This window comes from Streptomyces alanosinicus (assembly GCF_014650595.1).
In the GTDB taxonomy this organism is placed as follows: domain Bacteria; phylum Actinomycetota; class Actinomycetes; order Streptomycetales; family Streptomycetaceae; genus Streptomyces; species Streptomyces alanosinicus.
In genome coordinates, this window is sequence record NZ_BMVG01000005.1 from 324,676 (window position 1) to 341,455 (window position 16,780).

The 16,780-nt window shown below is 70.6% G+C and carries 14 protein-coding genes and 2 pseudogenes; 2 read left to right on the plus strand and 14 right to left on the minus strand.

What is annotated here, in order from left to right; translation table 11 throughout:
* Positions 1 to 29: 29 nt before the first annotated feature.
* The 5 genes from IE277_RS14550 to IE277_RS14570 all read right to left on the minus strand — a co-directional run bounded on the left by IE277_RS14550 (position 30) and on the right by IE277_RS14570 (position 5,277).
* Positions 30 to 779, minus strand: coding sequence for a bestrophin-like domain (locus tag IE277_RS14550; protein WP_189952339.1), 750 nt, complete (start codon positions 777 to 779; stop codon positions 30 to 32).
* 92 nt (positions 780 to 871) lie between these two features.
* Positions 872 to 1,891: a 3-oxoacyl-ACP synthase III family protein gene (locus IE277_RS14555; RefSeq protein WP_189952341.1), complete on the minus strand. Its 1,020-nt coding sequence runs from the start codon at positions 1,889 to 1,891 to the stop codon at positions 872 to 874.
* Complete coding sequence (locus IE277_RS14560) at positions 1,888 to 2,541, minus strand: DUF8713 domain-containing protein (RefSeq protein ID WP_189952343.1); 654 nt, start codon at positions 2,539 to 2,541, stop codon at positions 1,888 to 1,890. Before IE277_RS14560 ends, IE277_RS14555 begins: the two co-directional genes overlap by 4 nt.
* Complete coding sequence (locus IE277_RS14565; RefSeq protein WP_229881437.1) at positions 2,513 to 4,264, minus strand: thiamine pyrophosphate-binding protein; 1,752 nt, start codon at positions 4,262 to 4,264, stop codon at positions 2,513 to 2,515. The genes IE277_RS14560 and IE277_RS14565 overlap by 29 nt, the downstream gene beginning before the upstream one ends.
* Positions 4,261 to 5,277, minus strand: a complete 1,017-nt coding sequence (locus tag IE277_RS14570) for a GlxA family transcriptional regulator (protein ID WP_229881439.1) — start codon at positions 5,275 to 5,277, stop codon at positions 4,261 to 4,263. Before IE277_RS14570 ends, IE277_RS14565 begins: the two co-directional genes overlap by 4 nt.
* Before the next feature lie 284 nt (positions 5,278 to 5,561).
* Here IE277_RS14570 and IE277_RS14575 point away from each other — a divergent pair, with 284 nt between their 5' ends.
* A complete protein-coding gene (locus IE277_RS14575) occupies positions 5,562 to 6,236 on the plus strand; it encodes a hypothetical protein (protein WP_189952345.1) in 675 nt (224 codons plus the stop codon).
* 230 nt (positions 6,237 to 6,466) lie between these two features.
* Here the strand turns inward: IE277_RS14575 and IE277_RS48780 are convergent, their stop codons facing one another.
* From IE277_RS48780 to IE277_RS14595, 6 genes and pseudogenes are all read right to left on the minus strand, one after another.
* On the minus strand, positions 6,467 to 7,201 hold the full coding sequence (locus IE277_RS48780) for a carotenoid oxygenase family protein (RefSeq protein WP_308433376.1): 735 nt from the start codon (positions 7,199 to 7,201) through the stop codon (positions 6,467 to 6,469).
* Positions 7,167 to 7,565, minus strand: a pseudogene (locus tag IE277_RS48785) (carotenoid oxygenase family protein); the annotation flags it as partial. The gene IE277_RS48780 and the pseudogene IE277_RS48785, both read right to left, overlap by 35 nt.
* Before the next feature lie 43 nt (positions 7,566 to 7,608).
* Positions 7,609 to 7,734, minus strand: a pseudogene (locus tag IE277_RS48790) (carotenoid oxygenase family protein); the annotation flags it as partial.
* 179 nt (positions 7,735 to 7,913) lie between these two features.
* A complete protein-coding gene (locus tag IE277_RS14585) occupies positions 7,914 to 9,401 on the minus strand; it encodes an MFS transporter (protein ID WP_229881442.1) in 1,488 nt (495 codons plus the stop codon).
* Between the two features lie 143 nt (positions 9,402 to 9,544).
* Complete coding sequence (locus IE277_RS14590; protein ID WP_189952349.1) at positions 9,545 to 10,504, minus strand: hypothetical protein; 960 nt, start codon at positions 10,502 to 10,504, stop codon at positions 9,545 to 9,547.
* A gap of 597 nt (positions 10,505 to 11,101) precedes the next feature.
* Positions 11,102 to 12,364 carry a cytochrome P450 gene (locus IE277_RS14595; protein WP_229881526.1) on the minus strand — a complete coding sequence of 421 codons (1,263 nt, stop codon included), beginning with the start codon at positions 12,362 to 12,364 and terminating at the stop codon, positions 11,102 to 11,104.
* A gap of 256 nt (positions 12,365 to 12,620) precedes the next feature.
* On the opposite strand from IE277_RS14595, the gene IE277_RS14600 reads away from it, so the two are divergent.
* Positions 12,621 to 13,454: a PIG-L family deacetylase gene (locus IE277_RS14600; protein WP_189952353.1), complete on the plus strand. Its 834-nt coding sequence runs from the start codon at positions 12,621 to 12,623 to the stop codon at positions 13,452 to 13,454.
* Between the two features lie 45 nt (positions 13,455 to 13,499).
* On the opposite strand, the gene IE277_RS14605 is transcribed toward IE277_RS14600, so the two are convergent.
* From IE277_RS14605 to IE277_RS14615, 3 genes are read right to left on the minus strand one after another with little or no spacing between them, the layout of a single operon-like run.
* The gene (locus tag IE277_RS14605; protein WP_189952355.1) at positions 13,500 to 14,342 is read right to left on the minus strand and encodes a carbohydrate ABC transporter permease; all 843 of its coding nucleotides are present in this window, start codon (positions 14,340 to 14,342) and stop codon (positions 13,500 to 13,502) included.
* Positions 14,339 to 15,379, minus strand: a complete 1,041-nt coding sequence (locus tag IE277_RS14610) for a carbohydrate ABC transporter permease (RefSeq protein ID WP_189952357.1) — start codon at positions 15,377 to 15,379, stop codon at positions 14,339 to 14,341. Before IE277_RS14610 ends, IE277_RS14605 begins: the two co-directional genes overlap by 4 nt.
* Before the next feature lie 11 nt (positions 15,380 to 15,390).
* Positions 15,391 to 16,692, minus strand: a complete 1,302-nt coding sequence (locus tag IE277_RS14615) for an ABC transporter substrate-binding protein (protein WP_229881444.1) — start codon at positions 16,690 to 16,692, stop codon at positions 15,391 to 15,393.
* Positions 16,693 to 16,780 lie beyond the last annotated feature (88 nt).

Below are 16,780 nucleotides of genomic sequence, written 5' to 3' on the forward strand. Positions count from 1 at the left end.
GCCGATGTCCGGAGCAGGAGGCCTCGGGTTCACTTCGGCAGCTGTTCGGAGCCCGCGAACGATACGTAGTCGGACACGGTCGGCAGACAGCCCGGGACCCGGTCGGCGGTCGACACGCCGAAGTAGGTGTCGACCTGCTTCGCGCCGTCGGCCGGAACCCCCATCCCCTTCGTGAGCGCGACCGTCCAGGGCGTCGGCTCGATGGAGTTGCTGTCCTGGAGGGGGTCGTCCATCGCGATGATCAAGGACAGGAAGAGGCCGATGAAGAATGCCAGCAGCCCGGTCAGGGCCGCGTGGTCGGCCGGCCTGACGTCCACCGGTGCCCAGGTCGACGCGATGGTCACGCTCGCACCGATGAAGAGGACGACATACAGCTCGGGTTGCAGCCCGATGTCCACCTCGCCCTGCCGCTGGCGCCGGAGGTTGTTGTACTCGTTGAAGGCCTGGAGGGTCGCGGACTGCGCGTTCGACTCCTGGGTGTTCCTGGGCTCGTAGAACATGAGTGACTCGAACACGGCGTCCAGTCGGCCGCGATCCTCCTCGACCTCACCGCGCCGCTGCCTGGGCCAGACCTCGTCGACGACGTTCTCGGCAAACGCCTGACCGGCGCGGTAGACGGTGGTCAGCTGGGAAGCCTCCTGATTGACCAGCTTCTTGACCTCCACGTAGTGGTCACAGGCGCCGACCGCGAGCAGCCCGACCACTCCGAAGCCGACAAAGCCGCGGGTCAGGACCACGGCCTGGACCCAGGCCGGCCAATGCGAGAAACCATCAGCCATCCGGCGAACCCGCTCCCCACGTCTCAAGGCCCTGCTCCCACAACGTGTGCCGCACCGATCACGACATGCTGTGTGCAGGCGTCGTACGCGGTTCAGTTCCGGTCGCCATGCCAGCGGACGGCGACGGCGCCGGCGAAGTCGCCGGCGTGGGCGAAGCCCCCGAGCACCAGCAGGTCGCCGTCGTTCACCTGCCGGGAGTCGAGCGCGCGGTCCAAGGTGATGGGGATCGCCGCTCCGAACAGATTCCCGTATGCGTCGAAGGTGTTCAGGTGGCGTTCGGCAGGCAGTTGCAGTGCCTCTCGCCAGTTCCGCAGGAAGGTGCGGTTGGGCTGGTTGGTGATGAGGACGTCGATATCGGTGCAGGCCACGCCGAGCCGTCGGCACAGGTCCGTGACCACCTCGGGGACCAGGCGGTTCCCGCGTGCCAGGACCTTGGCGACACTGGCGTCGGTGAACCCGATCCGCAGCTGGGACTCTCCTGGCTCCCAGTACTTGCGACCGTCGTCGACCGCCATGGTCATGTCGCCGGCGTACTCGCCGATATGCCGGGTCACCACGTCCAGGACCGGCGACCGCGCCGATGTCGTCACGTACCCCACACCGCACCCGTCGCCCGGGACCGCCGCCTGGGCGAGCTTGCGGACCTCGGACTGGGTGAACCACTGCCCCGCTGCGCTCTGCGCGTTGCATATCAGCGCGGTCTTCGCATCGGTGGAGGTGAGGATCTGCCGGGCCAGCTTCAGCATGTACACGAAGGAGGCGCAGCCCGCGTTGGCCACGTCGACGAGCCATTCCGGGTTCAGGCCCAGCCGGCGTGCCACCTCGGTGCCGGCGCCCACGAACGGCAGGTCCGGCAACTGGCTGTGCACCAACAGGACGTCGACGCCCCGGACAGCGGCCCTGCCGTGCCGCTCGATCAGGGGCTGTACCGCGCGCTCGACCATGTCCGCGTTGGTCTCGTCCCTGGCCACGTGGTGCCGTAGCGGCGGGACCTTGAACATGGGGTGGTCGCGCAGCTTGTCCTCGGCTCCGGGGAAGTCCGTGTAGAACGCTGCGGGGACCGGCTCGCCGGGCAGGTAGCACGCGACGTCGGTGAGGCTGACGGTGGTCACTGCGCCACCGCCCTCGCCGGAGCCGAACCGATCGGCAGGCTGCCCCGGTGCCGGTGTTCCAGAATGGCCTTGAGGTTGCGCATCTCCAGGGTGTGCCCCGCGTAGAAGAGGTCCCAGTAGTCGCCCACCCAGGGGCGGTCCGGGCGGGGCGCGAGGCCGGGGTGCGGGTTGTCGTCGTAGTAGGGGTGCCGGCAGTTGGTCCAGGTGATCACCGAACCCTGCTTGTCGAGTACCAGCCGGGCCGGTACGACACGCATCAGGTAGATCATCCAGAGCTGCTCGCCCTGGTCCCAGGAGCAGTGGTAGTCCACGGTCATGGCCTCGGGGTTCGCGAGCACCCTGCAGTAGATCCTGGTGTCGTCCTCCAGGCGGTCGCGACCGGCCCACAGCCCGGGTGTGCCGGTGGCCGCGAAGTCCCGCAGGCTGCAGGTCCACTCCTCCAGATGGTGCCCTTGGCGCAGGTAGTCGTAGGCCTGCTCCGGTGGGCAGTCGACGTACTCGTGGATGGTGCAGTACTGCCCGTAGACCTGATGGTGTGGGTAGACCGCGTGGGTGAGTTCCATGCAGTGGGCGGTCAGTTCCTCCTTGCCGGCGTTCTCGATCCGGACCAGACCGGGGATGTCAGCCAACGTGGACGACGGCTTGCTCATCTGAACCCTCCTTGCTCTTGGCGGCTTCGGTGAAGGACTGGAAGGGAAGGAACGGGGGGATCTCCCGTGGGTCACAGTCCACCGCGACGAACGCCGGGCCGCCGCCCGCGTTGCCGCGCAGCAGTGCCGTGCGCAGGTGCGCCGCGTCGGCTGCTCCCGTGGTCTGAAGGGACGGGAAGGCGGTGGCCACTCCGGCGGCGAGGTCGGTCGGGGCGAACAGGTCGTCGCTGCGGACGCCGCCCTGGAGGAACTCCTCCCGCAGCGCGCACATGGCGTGGGCGTTGTTGTTGAAGATCACGAACGTGACGGGTGCGTCGTACTCCACGGCGGTGTGCACCTCCATCCCGTGCATGAAGAAGGCCCCGTCGCCGGCGAGGACGTAGGTGCGTCGGCCGGTGGCGAGCGCGGCGCCGATGCCGGCGCCGAAGGTGTAGCCCATGCCGCCCATGCCGGCCGCCACCACGAAGCGGCCGTGGCGGGGAGCCGGCAGGAGATGGATCGCGGCGGCCCCTGTGTTGCCGGCGTCCACGAAGACGTGTGCGTCCTGGGGGAGTGCCGCCTCCACCGCGGCGACCGCCTCGGCAAGCGGGACGGTTCGCTCCCGCGCCGCAACGGGCGGACCCGGCATGGCCGTGGGAAGGGGGCCGGCATGCGGCGGGCAGGGACGTGGGGCGGACGGCAGCCGGCCGGTCACCGTGCGCAGTGCGTCCCGCAGGTTCCCACTCAGGGCGGTGGCTGCCACGAACGGCGGTTCCGGGCCGAGGCAGATGACGTCCGTCGTGCCCAGGGCCCGGTCGAGGCCGCCGCGTGCCAGGAGCTGCAGCCGGGTACCGACCAGCAGGCACAGGTCGGCCCGCCGCAGACAGTCCTCGACGTTGGCGTGACCCATCACCCCCGCCACGCCCGCGAATCGGGGGTCACGGTTGTCGTAGACGTCCTTGGCGTCCGGGGTGACCGCCACCCAGGCCCCGAGGCGCCGGGCCAGTTCGGCCAGTTCCGCACGTGCGTCGTGGGCGGCGACATCCTCACCGGCGATGACCAGGACACGACCGGCTCCGCGCAGGGCGTCCGACACGGCGCCGACGGCCGCGGCGTCGAGCCGCGGCGCGGATTCCGTCGAGGGGCCGCCCGGTGCCGGGGCCGCGTCGCGGGCGGGCACCTGGATCCGTGCCTGCTGCACGTCCTTGGGCAGCAACAGCACGGCCGGCCCGCGTGGAGCGGCCTGCGCCGCCGCGAGTGCCCGGGGCAGCACCTCCGTGAGCGAGTCCGCGTCATCGACCCGGGCGCAGAACCGGGAGACGGGTGCGAAGACCTCCCGCGCGTCGAACGAGCCCGCCTTCCCGCTGGAGTCCTGGAACGCCCCGTGCCCTTCCTGGCCGGTCGGCGGCTGCCCCACCAGGGCCAGCACGGGCACCCGGGAGGCGTACGCCTCCGCCAGACCCGGTACGAGATTCATCGCCCCACCGCCCGAGGTGGCGGCGACGACGCCGAGGCGCCTGGTGGTCCGTGCGTATCCGTCGGCCATGGTGACGGCGGAGAACTCATGTTTGGCGACGATGCCGCGGACCGCGCCGCCGCGGTGGACCGCGTCGTACAGGTCCTCGATGTTCGCGCCGCCGACCCCGAACAGGTGGGTGACGCCGGCCCTGGCGAGTTCCCCGGCCAGATGGTCGACCACGCGCACCGCCGGTGTTTCGGCCGGCTGCGAGGGTGTGGCGGTCACGCGGGGCTCCTCTCCCTCTCATGGCGGTGGTCGATGCCACCGGATGGTGAGCTGACCTGGAAGCGGTGCCGGTATTCCTTGGGACTGAGTCCCAGGGTGCGTCCGAAGGAGCGGAAGAACGTCTCGGTGGCGGCGAATCCGCAGCGGCCGGCTATCTGCCTGATCGTCAGGTCCGTGGTTTCCAGCAGTTCGCGTGCGCGGGCGATACGGGTCCGTTCGACGTACTGGCCGGGAGTCGTGCCCACCTCGCGCCGGAAGACCCGGGCGAAGTTGCGCTGACTCATATGGGCCTGCCGTGCGATCTCGCCCACGGGCAGCGCCTTGTCCAGGTTGTCGAGAATCCACTCCTGCGCAGCCCGGATCGGCGGATGGTCGGCCAACTGGGCGTCGAGGACGGCGCTGTACTGGGACTGTCCTCCGTGCCGCTTCAGGAACAGCACCAGAAACCGTGCCGTCTCCAGCGCGAGGGCGGATCCGTGATCGGCCTCCACCAGAGCCAGAGCCATGTCGATGCCCGTCGACACGCCCGCGGAGGTCACGAAGGGACCGTCCCAGACGAAGATCGGCTCGGCGTCCACCGTCACATCCGGATAGCGGCACGCCATCGCCTCGCTGTACGCCCAGTGCGTGGTGGCGCGTCTGCCGTCGAGGAGCCCCGCCTCGGCCAGCAGAAAGGATCCGCCGCATACGGAGGCCACTCTGCGCGACCGGGCCGCCGCCCCGCCGATCCAGGACACGAGAGCCTGGTCCGCGAGCGCGGTGTCGAGACTCCATCCGCCCGGCACGAGGAGCGTGTCGATCGGGCCCTGCCCTGCCTCCAGCGGCGAGGCTCCCATCACCACACCCGAACTCATGCGCACCAGGGGTGCGTCGGCAGAGACGAAGTCGGTCCGGTAGCGGGTACCCGAGGGGCCCAGGAGCCGGTTCGCGGTATCGAACACTTCAATCGGTCCGGTGATGTCCAGGGCCATCGCGCCCGCGTACACCACCACAACAACACGTCGCTCCAACACGGTCACAGTCTGTATCGGATCTCGCACTGGCTGCAATGACAGATTACTGACGTATCCGGCCAGCGCGCGGCATCGGGCGGATGGGAAGGGCGCTGGTCAGGCACTTCGCGTGCCGAGCGGACAGCGACGGGTGAGGCAGCTCACAGGACCGCTTGTTTCTCCAACTGGTGGTGTAAATAAGTCAGTTGTTGCCTCTGTCAGGTCGCAACAGGTGGTGATCGCGGTGACTCTTCAGTCGCTTGATGGATCGCCGACCCCCCTCATGCACAGCGAAAGGCACATGTATGGCGAACAACCGCAGGATGCGCCACGGCGGACGGATGCTGGCGCTCACGGCGGCTGCCCTGGGCATGGTCGCGGCGATAGCCGCTCCGGCCTCGGCCGACGACCAGCCCACCCGGGCACGGCTCATAGCCGACTGCGACTCGGGCGAAGGGAAGTGCACCTTCAACGACCCCAAGCTGGGTCAGGCGTTCCTCGGAGACTTCCACCGGGTCTCCGACTCGCTCTACAACTGCAGCACCTCGGCTGCCACCCAGTCGATGACCTGGTCCGACACGGTCGGCTCCACGGACTCGGCGGGCGTGTCCGTGACCGCCGGCGGCAAGATAGCGGGCATCATCGACCTGAGCGTGACGGCGACGTACAGCCACACCTGGTCGAGCAGCCACTCGGAGACCAGCTCCGTCAACATGACGGTGAAGCCCGGTGAAGTCGGCTGGATCTCCCGTGCGCAGGTGATGCAGACCGTCTCCGGCACATGGCAGACCCATTACGACGACCCGAAGTGGGGTCACTACTTCTGGTTCGTCCCCGACGTCATCACGGGGCCCGCGCCGAACGGGACGGACGGCCGGAGCAACGCGGTGGTCGTCAAGTCCAGGAAGATGACCGCGAAGGAGAAGCGGTCCTGCTCCAGCCGCTCCGGTAAGGCCAGGGCGTTCGTCGTCCACGGCTGATCCACCGGTCGCGCCTCCGGCTGCCTCGCGGTGCGTATCTCCGCGAGGCAGCCGGGCCGATCCTGCGCGTCGTGCTCCTAGGGCGTGTTGCGAAAGTCCCGCCTGCCGCCCTCCGGGCGGACGACGGGAACAGCAGGTTTCATCGTCGCTCCTTGTCGTGACGGGGCTTGAGGGGTGCCCGGTGCCCTGGGGGACGGGCACGGCTTGTCCCCCAGGGCGGGTGGCGCTGGTCAGTGCCGGTTCCACTCGGGGGCGCTGTCCGGGATCCAGGAGCCGTGGAGTCCGGCGCTCACCCGGTGGGGCAGGTGGACGGTGGCGACCTGGCCGAGGCCCGAGGCGTCGAGGACCAGCAGGTGCGAGGCGTCCTGCTTGAGGTCGGAGACGACGGTGAGCAGGTAGCCGTCGTCCTCGCGGGTCGCTCCGGCGGCGGGGACGAACACCGCTTCGCTGGGCATGCGGGCGTCGCCGACCTGGTGGATGCGGCGGGCACCGCTGGTGCGGTCGTACTTGACCAGGCCGTAGCCGCCGTAGCCCTTCTCGTCGGGGAAGGAGATGGCGTACTGGTAGCGGTTCTCGGCCCCCAGGTAGTCCTCGTTGAGCGTCGGGAACTCCACCGGCAGGTCGTCGATGATCTGCTCGTCGACGCTGCCGGCCGTCAGGTCGATCACCCAGCGGCGGGTGTACGAGCGGGCGACGGGCTCACTGCCGCGCCCGGGCGCGCCGGTCCACCAGTTCCAGGAGAGGTGGAAGCCCTCGCGGTCCACGGTGGGGCCCTCCAGGACGATGCGCCCCCGGCCGTCCTCGTAGGCGTTGGAGACGTGCAGCATGTTGCCCGGTTCGACGGAGAACCAGCGGATGTGCCGGGCGCCGTCCTTCCCCCCGGGGCATGACACCGATGCGGGAGGGCTGCCGGTCGCTCCAGGCGTAGGGGATGCCGGAGTGGTCGGCCGGGTCGAAGGTGACATTGCCCTCGACGAAGACCACGTGGCCGCGTGTGATGGCGAAGTCGTGCTTGAGCGAGGCGGTCGCTCCCCGCACCTCGGCACTGTGGACGATCTCGCCCTTGGCGTCGGCGACGTAGTACACCAGGTACGGCGGGAACGGCGAGGATCCGAAGAAGTGGAGCTCCCCCGTCAGCGGGTCCTCCTTGGGGTGCGCGGTCATCGCGGTGCGCAGTTTGCCGTCGAAGTCGTAGGCGCCGACCGTTTCCAGGTCCTGGTCGAGTTCGAAGGGGTAGTTCGCCTCGCACAGTGCGAGCAGCCGTCCGGCGTGCTCGATGACGTGGGTGCCGGCGGTGCTGGCGGTCAGGTCCGGTCCGTGCTCGGTCATGTAGGGGGGCGCCGTCCAGGGCGGGGGTGTGCACCCAGCGGTTGCGGTACCACTCGGCGCGGCCCTCGCGCAGCCGGATGCCGTGGACCATGCCGCTGCCCTTGAACCAGTGGGTGGGGGTGACGCCGGGCTTGGGGTTGTGGCCGTTGCGGAGCAGCCGGCCGGTCAGCTCGGGGGGGCAGAGCGCCCTCGACGGTGAGTTCGGTGGAGGTGATCTCGTCGGCGACGGGGGTGTAGTGACCGGTCAGGTAGGGCTTGTCAGCAGCCATGGCAGAAACCTCTTTCGATGAGTGGTGGGTGAGTGGTCGATGAGGTGATCGCTGATGAGATCAGCGATGTGACGGATCGTCAGGCGATGCCGGAGGTTCGTGGGGTGTGCGGGCCGGAGGCCGGGCAGGCGGGGGCGGTTGAGGTCCGCGCGCCGGTACGACGGGTGAGGAGCAGTGCGAGGAGAGCGGTGGCGGCGAGAATCGCGGACGAGACGGTGAACGCGACCCGGTAGCCCGTGGTGAGCGCCTCCGCATGCGACCGGTGGACCGCGGCATGCGCGGTGACCGACCCGGCGAGCGTCGCGAGAGCGGCGAGCCCGATCGCGCCACCCACCTGGCGGGTGGTGTTCACCAGCCCCCCGGCCAGGCCCGCGTCCTGTGGCGGGGCGCCGTCCACGGCGAGTGCGGTGAGCTGGACGAAGGCGATGCTCAGACCGATGCCGACCAGGATGCTCGGACCGAAGATGTCGGCGAAGTAGCTCCCCTCGGCGCTGATCCGCGACAGCCACAGCAGGCCCGCGGCCTCGGTGAGCAGGGCTGCCGTCACGGTCGCGGTGGTGCCGATACGCCGGGACAGGCGCGGGGCCAGGGCTGATCCGAGCATGTTGGCGACGGCGAGCGGGAGTTGGCCCGCTCCGGCCGCCAGGGGGCTGGATCCGAGGACCTGCTGCTGGTAGAGCGGCAGGAAGAAGAACAGGGCGATCCCCACGGATCCCAGCAGGGCCATGAGCAGGTTGCCCGCGGCCACCCGGCCCGTGGTGAACATCCGTGGTGGCATCAGTGCGTTCGGCCGGCGCAGCTCGATCACGGCGAAGGCCGCGAGCAGTACGGCGGCGGCGCCGAGGGCGCCGAGCACCGGGCCGTCCGTCCAGCCGGCGGCGCGTGCGGTGGTCAGCCCCCAGACCAGGGCGGTCACGGCCAGGGTGACGGTGACGGTGCCCAGCAGGTCGAATCGCCCGTCCCTGCGCCCGGCCGACGGCGGGACGAGGGCCACCACGGCGGCCAGGACGAGCGCGGTCCCGAGCGCGACGGAGTAGAAGATCCAGGCCCAGCCCCACGCCTGCGTGAGGACACCGCCCAGCAGGACGCCGCCCGCTCCGCCGGCCCCGGACACCGCGCCCCACACCCCCAGCGCCTTCCCGCGTCCGGGGCCGGGCGGGAACAGGTCCATGGCGAGGGCCAGCGCGGCCGGGGCGATGGCGGCGACACCGAGGCCCTGGACGGCGCGGGCCGCGATCAGCACGGCCGGGGAGGCGGCCGCTCCCGCGGCCAGCGAGGCCGCCGCGAACAGGGCGAGGCCGGCGGCCAGCACCCGGCGGCGGCCGAGCAGGTCGGCCGCCCGCCCGCCGGCGAGCAGAAGCGCGCCGAACGCCAGGCCGTAGGCGTTGACCACCCAGGTGGTGCCCCCGTCCGAGAGGCCGACGCCGGCGCGGATCTGCGGCAGCGCGACGTTCACGATCGAGGTGGCGAGCATGACGGTGAACTGGGCCGCGGCGAGCACCGCGAGCACGGCCGGCCGTCCGGGGGCGGGCGGGGTCCGCCCGGGTTGGGTGCGGGGCGGGTTCATGCCCGGTTGTGTGCGAGGGAGGTTCATGGCGCACACACTCGTGCGGGGTGGTGTCCACTATCCAGGCCCATCAGGGGCGATGACTGTCCACTCCTGTCCGGACCTGTCCACCCCGTCCTGCCGACGCCGGGAGCCTGTGCTCGCTATCGGTGGCCGTGCAACTCCTGTTGCCACAGGGACTCACAGAGCAGGTCCAGGCCCTGGCGCAGATGGCGCCGGTAGGTGCCGTACGGCAGGGCGAGGCGGCGGGCGGCGGCCTCCTGGGTGGGCGCGCCGGAGAAGTGCCCGGCCGTCAGGGCCTCGCGGGCGCGCACGCCGCGCGGGTCACCGGCGAGGTCGTCGACGGCCTGGCGCAGCAGGGCGCGCAGCTGCGGGACGGGGTCGGCGAGGTCGGCGGCCAGCCGGGTGCGGGTCAGGGCGCAGGCGGCGAAGGCGGCGAAGGCGGCCGGGACGCGCCAGTGTGTCAGGGCTTCGCGCACGGCCTGGTCGAACGCGGTGCGCGAGAAGCCCGACGGCCCGGACGGAGCAGGGTCTTCGACGGCCGATATGAAGCGGCCGAGCCAGGCCTCGACGGGCACGTGGCGCCAGTCGACGCCGAACAGGCCGTAGGTGTGCTCGCCGACCCGCGGTCGCGCACCGGTGTCGCCGAGGGTGCCCTCGACGCGCTCGGCCCAGGCCTCGGCGTCCCGCCAGACGGCGAAGCCGTAGGCCCGGCCGCGGGCGCGGGCGGCCTCCGCCTGGGCGCGGGAACTGCTCAGGTCGATGACGCGTGAGGGGACCTGGTACCGCTCGGGGTAGACCGAGAAGCGGCTGATGCCGATGTGTTCGCCGGGGCCGACCGGCGCGGTGGCGTCGGTGTGCTCCCACGCCGCGGCGACGACGGGATCGGTGGCCAGGTCCTCGGGGTCGGGAGGGGCCGGCAGGGCGAGCCGGGCCGTGAACGCCACGATGCGGCCCGTGCTGACGAGACGGTAGACGCTGAAGGCCTGCGGCTGGCGCTGTGCCCAGTAGCGGACCAGTTCCGCCGAGGCGGGCCCCTCGGTCTGCTCCGCCATCCGCAGTACGACGTCCATGTCGTCCGGGTGCAGCGGGCGGTCGTGCACCTCGTCCTCGCGGGACCAGGTGCGCAGCCGGGCCAGGCTCTTCCCCTCGCGGAAGAGGTAAGAGCTCGTCGGTGACGGTCCAGACCCGTTCCTCCGGTGCCTCGCGCAGGAGGCGCAGGTATTCCTCCGCCAGTCGCTGACGCATCGTCACGAACGCGTGGGGAGCCCGCCAGCGCAGGTCGGCGGCGAGCGTCTCGCGTGCCGCGTCGTGCGGGTGCAGCCCCCGATGCGTAGAACGCGAACGGCGCCTGCGGATCGCCGGCCAAGGCCCCCTCGAAGCACGCGAGTTCCTCCTCCCGGCCGACGAAGGCCCGTATAGGCGCTCTGCTCAGTCGCTCACCCACGGACACCATGACCGCTCCCGTCACCACGTCCCGGCACTGGACAGGCACGCCCGGAGACATCCACCGGTCCTCGCGGAGACGGGCACCGGCACGAGGCGCATGTCGTGGTGGTCCGCCGCCCTGCTACGCCACCCCGCTCCGGCTCATCGGAACCACGCCACGCACTCGTTCGGACAGACGGGTTTCAGCCTGTCGAGGTTCACACGGGTCCCATGAACCTCCGGCAGCCGGCACATGACGAAGGCGCACCGGGTCACTTGACGAGCTCCAGGTTCCCGTCGTCGGGGTGGCCGGTGACCAGAAGGGTGGTCTCCTCGACGAGCCGGAAGCGGCCGCCGGGGGCGAACCGGGGGACGAGGCAGACCTGGTAGCGGAACCCCGGGGTGAAGCGGACCTGGTCGAGCTGGGGGAGGAGCATCGCGGCGACCGTCTCGATCTCGGCGCGTGCGAAGGCCGCGCCGACGCACTGGTGGAGTCCCGTGCCGAAAGCCAGGTGCTGGGCGGCGGCGGTGAAGGAGCGGGCGGTGCCCAGGTCCGGACGATGGATGTCGAAGGTGTCCGGGGCGGCGAAGGCGTCGGGGTCGCGGTTGGCCGCGCCGATCATGCAGAAGACGGTGGCGCCCGCCGGGACGGTGCCGCCGGCGAACACGGTGTCCCGCTCCGCCTGGCGGGGGACGAGCTGGACGGGCGGGGTGTGGCGCAGTGTATCGGCGATCGCGGCGGGCAGCAGGGCCGGGTCCCGGCGGACCTGCGCCAGCTGCTCGGGGTGGTCGATCAGGTGCTTGAAGAGGAGTGCGAGGGTTTTGTCGGCGGGCTCGGTGGCCGCGGCCAGGACGTTGATGATCAGCGCGGTCACCTCGCGGTCGCTCATGGCGATGCCGTCGAACTCGGCGGTGCACAGCCTCGATATCAGGTCCTCGCCGGGGTGACGCCGGCGCTGTCGTATGACGGGGACGAGACAGGCCTCCAGTTGCTCGGCGCAGTGCAGGCAGTGCCGCCGGCGTTCGGGGGTGAGGACGACGCTGGTGATGAACTCGGCGACCCCGCGGTGCCAGTCGGCGAACTGCTGCCAGTCCTTCTTGTCCAGGCCGAGCACGTCGAGCGTCACGTGGACGGCGAGGAGTCTGCCGAAGTCGTTGACGAGGTCCAGCCGCCCCCGGGGAAGAAAGGGCGCGATGAGCTCGGCGGCCTTGGTGCGGACGGCGCGTATCTGCTCCTGCAGGGCCGGCCCGGTGAAGCCACACACGACGATCTTTCGCTTGGCGGAGTGCTCGGCGCCGGTCATCCGGGCGAGGACCGGCCCGCGCATCACCGGCTCGGCACGTACCTGAAGCGTCTGGGTGGTGAACGTGTCATGGTCGCTCAGCACGCGCTTCACGTCCCGGTAGCGGGAGAGGAAGTAGCTGTCGATCGCCGGCTCGTGGTGCACCGGTGCCTCGTCCCTCAGCCGTGCGAAGTGGCGGTAGGGGTCGGCGGCGAAGTCCTCGGACAGGATGCTGAAGCGGGGATCGACCATGGGCACGGCGAAAGCTTCTCAGAGCGCGGGGGAAGGGCGGGAGCGGCGGCCGGTCTCCGCTCACGGCACGTGCGGAAGCGAAGCGCACGGGTCGAGTGCCATGGCCCGGGCGTGTTCCCGCGTGGCGGGAACAGACGATCCGGCCGGCAGCGTTGCACCGGGTCCGTGGTACGCCCGGTCACCCGATGTCGGGGCGATCGCTGATACGCCTGCCGCAGACTCGGACCGAGGCCTTTTCACACAGGAGGACTGCTTCATGAACGACCGGCCCTTGACACTGATGGCAGTGCACGCCCACCCCGACGATGAGGCAACCGGAACGGGAGGTGTCCTCGCGCGGTACGCGGCGGAGGGCATCCGCACGGTTCTCGTGACCTGTACCGACGGCAGGTGCGGTGACGGACCGGGGGGTGTCAAGCCGGGCGATCCCGGGCACGACCCGGCAGCCGTCGCCCTGATGCGGCGTCGGGAACTGGAGGCAAGCTGCGGCATCCTGAAGGTCAGTCATCTGGAGATGCTGGACTACGCCGACTCCGGGATGATGGGCTGGCCGTCCAACGACGCCCCCGGATCCTTCTGGCGTACACCCGTGGAGGAGGGCGCCGCCCGGCTCGCGGAACTCCTGCGCCGGTACCAGCCCGATGTGGTCGTGACCTACGACGAGAACGGCTTCTACGGCCATCCCGACCACATCCAGGCCAACCGCATCACGATGGCGGCGCTGGAGATGACCGCGCCGACACCGAAGGTGTACTGGACGACGGCGCCCCGCTCGATAATGCAGCGGTTCGGGGAGGTCATGCGTGAGTTCGATCCGGACTGGCAGGAGCCGGATCCCGCACAGGCCGCCGCGATGGCCGAGATCGGACTCCCCGAGGAGGAGATCACCACCTGGGTGGACATCACCGCCTTCGGAGGCCAGAAGTTCGATTCCCTGGCCGCGCACGCCAGCCAGGGCGAGAACATCTTCTTCCTCAAGATGGGCCAGAAGAGGTTCACCGAGTTGATGGGCGTCGAGACCTTCGTACGTGTCCAGGACACCACCGGCGCGGCCGTGCCCGAGAACGACCTCTTCGCCGGACTGCGCTGATCCGCCCGCCGTCCGGGGGCCCGAGAAGGCTTCCGCCGCGGCGGACTATTTCGCCGCGCCCGCGGCGAGTCCGGTGACGATGCGGTGCTGGAAGAGCAGCACCGTGATCACCAGTGGGATCGTGATCAGGACGCCCGCGGCCATCTGACTGCCGAACGGTGTCTCGTACGTCTGGGCGCCGACGAACTTGGAGACGGCGACGGGCGCGGTCTGCAGCTGCGGCTTGTTGGTCACCGACACGGCGATGAGGAACTCGTTCCAGGCGGCGATGAACGTGATGATCGCGGTGGTGAGGATGCCTGGCGCGGCGAGCGGGATGATCACCTTGCGGAACGCCTGGCCGCGGGTGCAGCCGTCGACCATGGCGGCGTGCTCCAGTTCTTCCGGCATCTGCCGGAAGAAGGCGGTCAGGTTCCACACCGCCAGCGGCAGTGCGAAGGACATGCTGGGCACGATCATCGCCTGATACGTGTTGATCCAGCCGATGCCGGTGAACAGCTTCAGCAGCGGGATCACGATCGAGACGACCGGGAACATCGAGGTCGCGATGATCAGGGTCAGGATCAGCCGCTTGAAGCGGAACGACAGCCGGGCCATGGCGTAGGCGGTGCACATGGCCAGCAGCAGGGCCAGGACGGTGGTGGTGCCGGCGACGATCAGGCTGTTCAGGAGCGCCCGTGCGAAGCCCTGCGCGGGGTCGAGGACGGCCTGGTAGTTCTCCAGGGACACCGGGGAGGGCAGCGGCGAGGTGTCGAAGAGGTCCGAGGCGCGGCGCAGGCTGGACACCAGCATCCAGTAGAAGGGGGCCAGGCAGTAGACCACCACCGCGAGGACACCCGCGTACGGCACGAACGGCAGCCACCCGCGCCACATCGCCGTCGGCCTCATGAGGTCCGCTCCCTACGGCCGGAAAGTGTCCGCTTGCCACGCCCGCGCGCGGATGTGCCCGGGACGGTGTCACCGACGAGGTCGGCGCCGAGCAGTCGTACGAAGGCCAGCGCGACGGCGAAGACGTAGAGGAAGAGGAGGACCGCGTAGGCGGCGGCCGGTCCGAAGCGGACGTTGGACGCCTCGTTCTGGGCGAGCATGGACAGGGTTTCCACCGAGTTCTTCCGGGCGCCGATGAGGATGTAGGGCAGGTCGAACATGCGCAGCGCGCCCAGGCAGCGGAACAGCATGGCCACCAGCAGCGCGGGCTTCACCAGAGGCAGGGTGATGTGCCAGAACTGCCGCAGCGGGCTCGCTCCGTCGAGGCGGGCGGCCTCGTACACGTCCTGCGGGATGACCTGCAGGCCGGCCAGGACCAGCAGTCCGATGAAGGGAGCGGTCTTCCACACCTCGACGACGATGACGGCGACCTTGGCCTGGACGCCCTCGGCGGTCCACAGGATCTGGTGGCCGAGGACGGCGTTGGCGATGCCGTCGCTGTTGAGGATCCAGCGCCAGAGCAGGGCGCAGACGGCCGTGGGCACCGCCCAGGGGACGAGGACGGCGGCGCGCACGAGGCCGCGGCCCCGGAACGCCTTGTGCATGATCAGGGCCATGGCCGTACCGGCCACCGTCTCCAGGCCGACCGTGACGACGGTGAAGACCGTGGTGTTCCGGAAGGCGTTCCAGAAGCGGCCCCCGCCCTGGCCGAAGATGTCGGCGTAGTTCTTCAGCCGGACGAACGGCTCGGTGTCGCCGAAGAAGCCGGTCCTCGCATCCAGGACCTCCGGCCCGTACAGGGACTCCCTCAGTGCCATGAGCGTCGGGCAGAGCACGACGACCGTCAGCACCAGCAGGGTCGGGGAGATCAGCAGGGCTGCCAGCCGCCCCGAGCCGGCGGTCGCGCGGGCCGGCGCGTACGACCGCCGCCGCCGTCCCGGCCGTCGGGAGCGCTGCCCCACGGCGGCGGGCCCGGGCGGGATCTCCGTCCTCGCCATGGCCTCGCTCCTCACCGCGCCGCCACCGCCGTCAGCAGCGCGCTCTGCAGGTCTCGCAGCGCCTGCGCGCTGCTCTTGGCCCCGGTCAGGGCGGCGTACGCCTGCTGCTGGATCGCCGCGGTCACATCGCCGTACTGCACAACCCGAGGGCGGGGCACGGCGTGCAGGACGGACCGCTTCAGCACGGGCAGGTACGGATACCGTCCGGTGAGCGTCCTGTCGTCGTAGACGGCGGTGTAGGGCGGGCCGGAGGCGGCCTGTTCGAGGAACGCGGTGGCGTTCTCCTGGCTCGTGTAGAACGTGATGAAGTCCAGCGCCGTGGCCTTGTTCCGGGCGTAGGCGGACACCGCGAGGTCGTGACCGCCGAGGCTGGAGGAGCCGGGGCCGGTCAGACCGGGCAGCGGCGCGGTCGCGAACCTGCCCGCGATCCGGCTCTTCACGGCCAGGGAGTTCATGTACGACCAGTTGCGCAGGAAGACCAGCTTGCCGCCCTCGAACGCCAGACGGCTCTCCTTCTCCTCATAGGTGAGGGCCTCCCTGGGGATGGTGCCGTCCCTGAAGGAGCCGACGAGAAAGTCCAGCCCCTTCTTCGCCGCGGGCGTGTCGACGTCCGGTCTGCCGCCCGCGTCGGTGACGGTGCCGCCGGCCGAGTCGACGGCCTCGGCGAAGTTCACCGTCAGGCCCTCGTACTTCTGGAACTGCCCGGCGTAGCACGACATGCCCCTGGCCTCGGCCAGCTTCCGCACCCTCGCGCAGTCGGCCTTCATCTCGGCCCAGGTCGTCGGCGGCCGGCTGACGCCGGCCTTCCGCAGCAGGTCGGTGCGGTAGTACAGCAGGCCGCCGCCCGCGCTGTCCGGGACGGCGTAGAGGCCGCCGCGGTATCGGGCCGTCGCCACCACCGGCCCCAGCATCCGGCTCAGCGGGAACCGTCTCCCGGGCAGTCTGTCGACCCACCGGTGGGCGGCGAACTCCGGGGTCCACACCAGGTCGAGGTCGAGCACCGTGTAGGCGTCGGACTTCATCTCCGCGTTCTGGATCATCTGCTGGCGCTGCGAGTCCGGGTCCGCAGGCAGCCGGATGTAGGTGGCCCGCTCCTTCGGGTGCAGCGTGTTCCAGCGGTCGACCGCGGCCTGGGTGGCGCCGGTGGAGTCCCGGCCGGCCGCGAGGGTGATGGGCCCGCGTCCCCAGGACGACGACGTCCCCGCCCGCCCGGAACCGGTGACGCCGGGCGGGCCGCAGCAGGTGATCAGGAGCCCGGCGACAGCGAGCACGGCCGAACACCGGAACACTCTGAGGGCGATCTCGTTGCTCACTGCTCACTCCTGGCCGGGGCCCGGCCCCGCGGAGCCGGCATCACATCACAGGTGGTTTCCCCGCACAGGCCCTCCCGCCGCCCCCCGC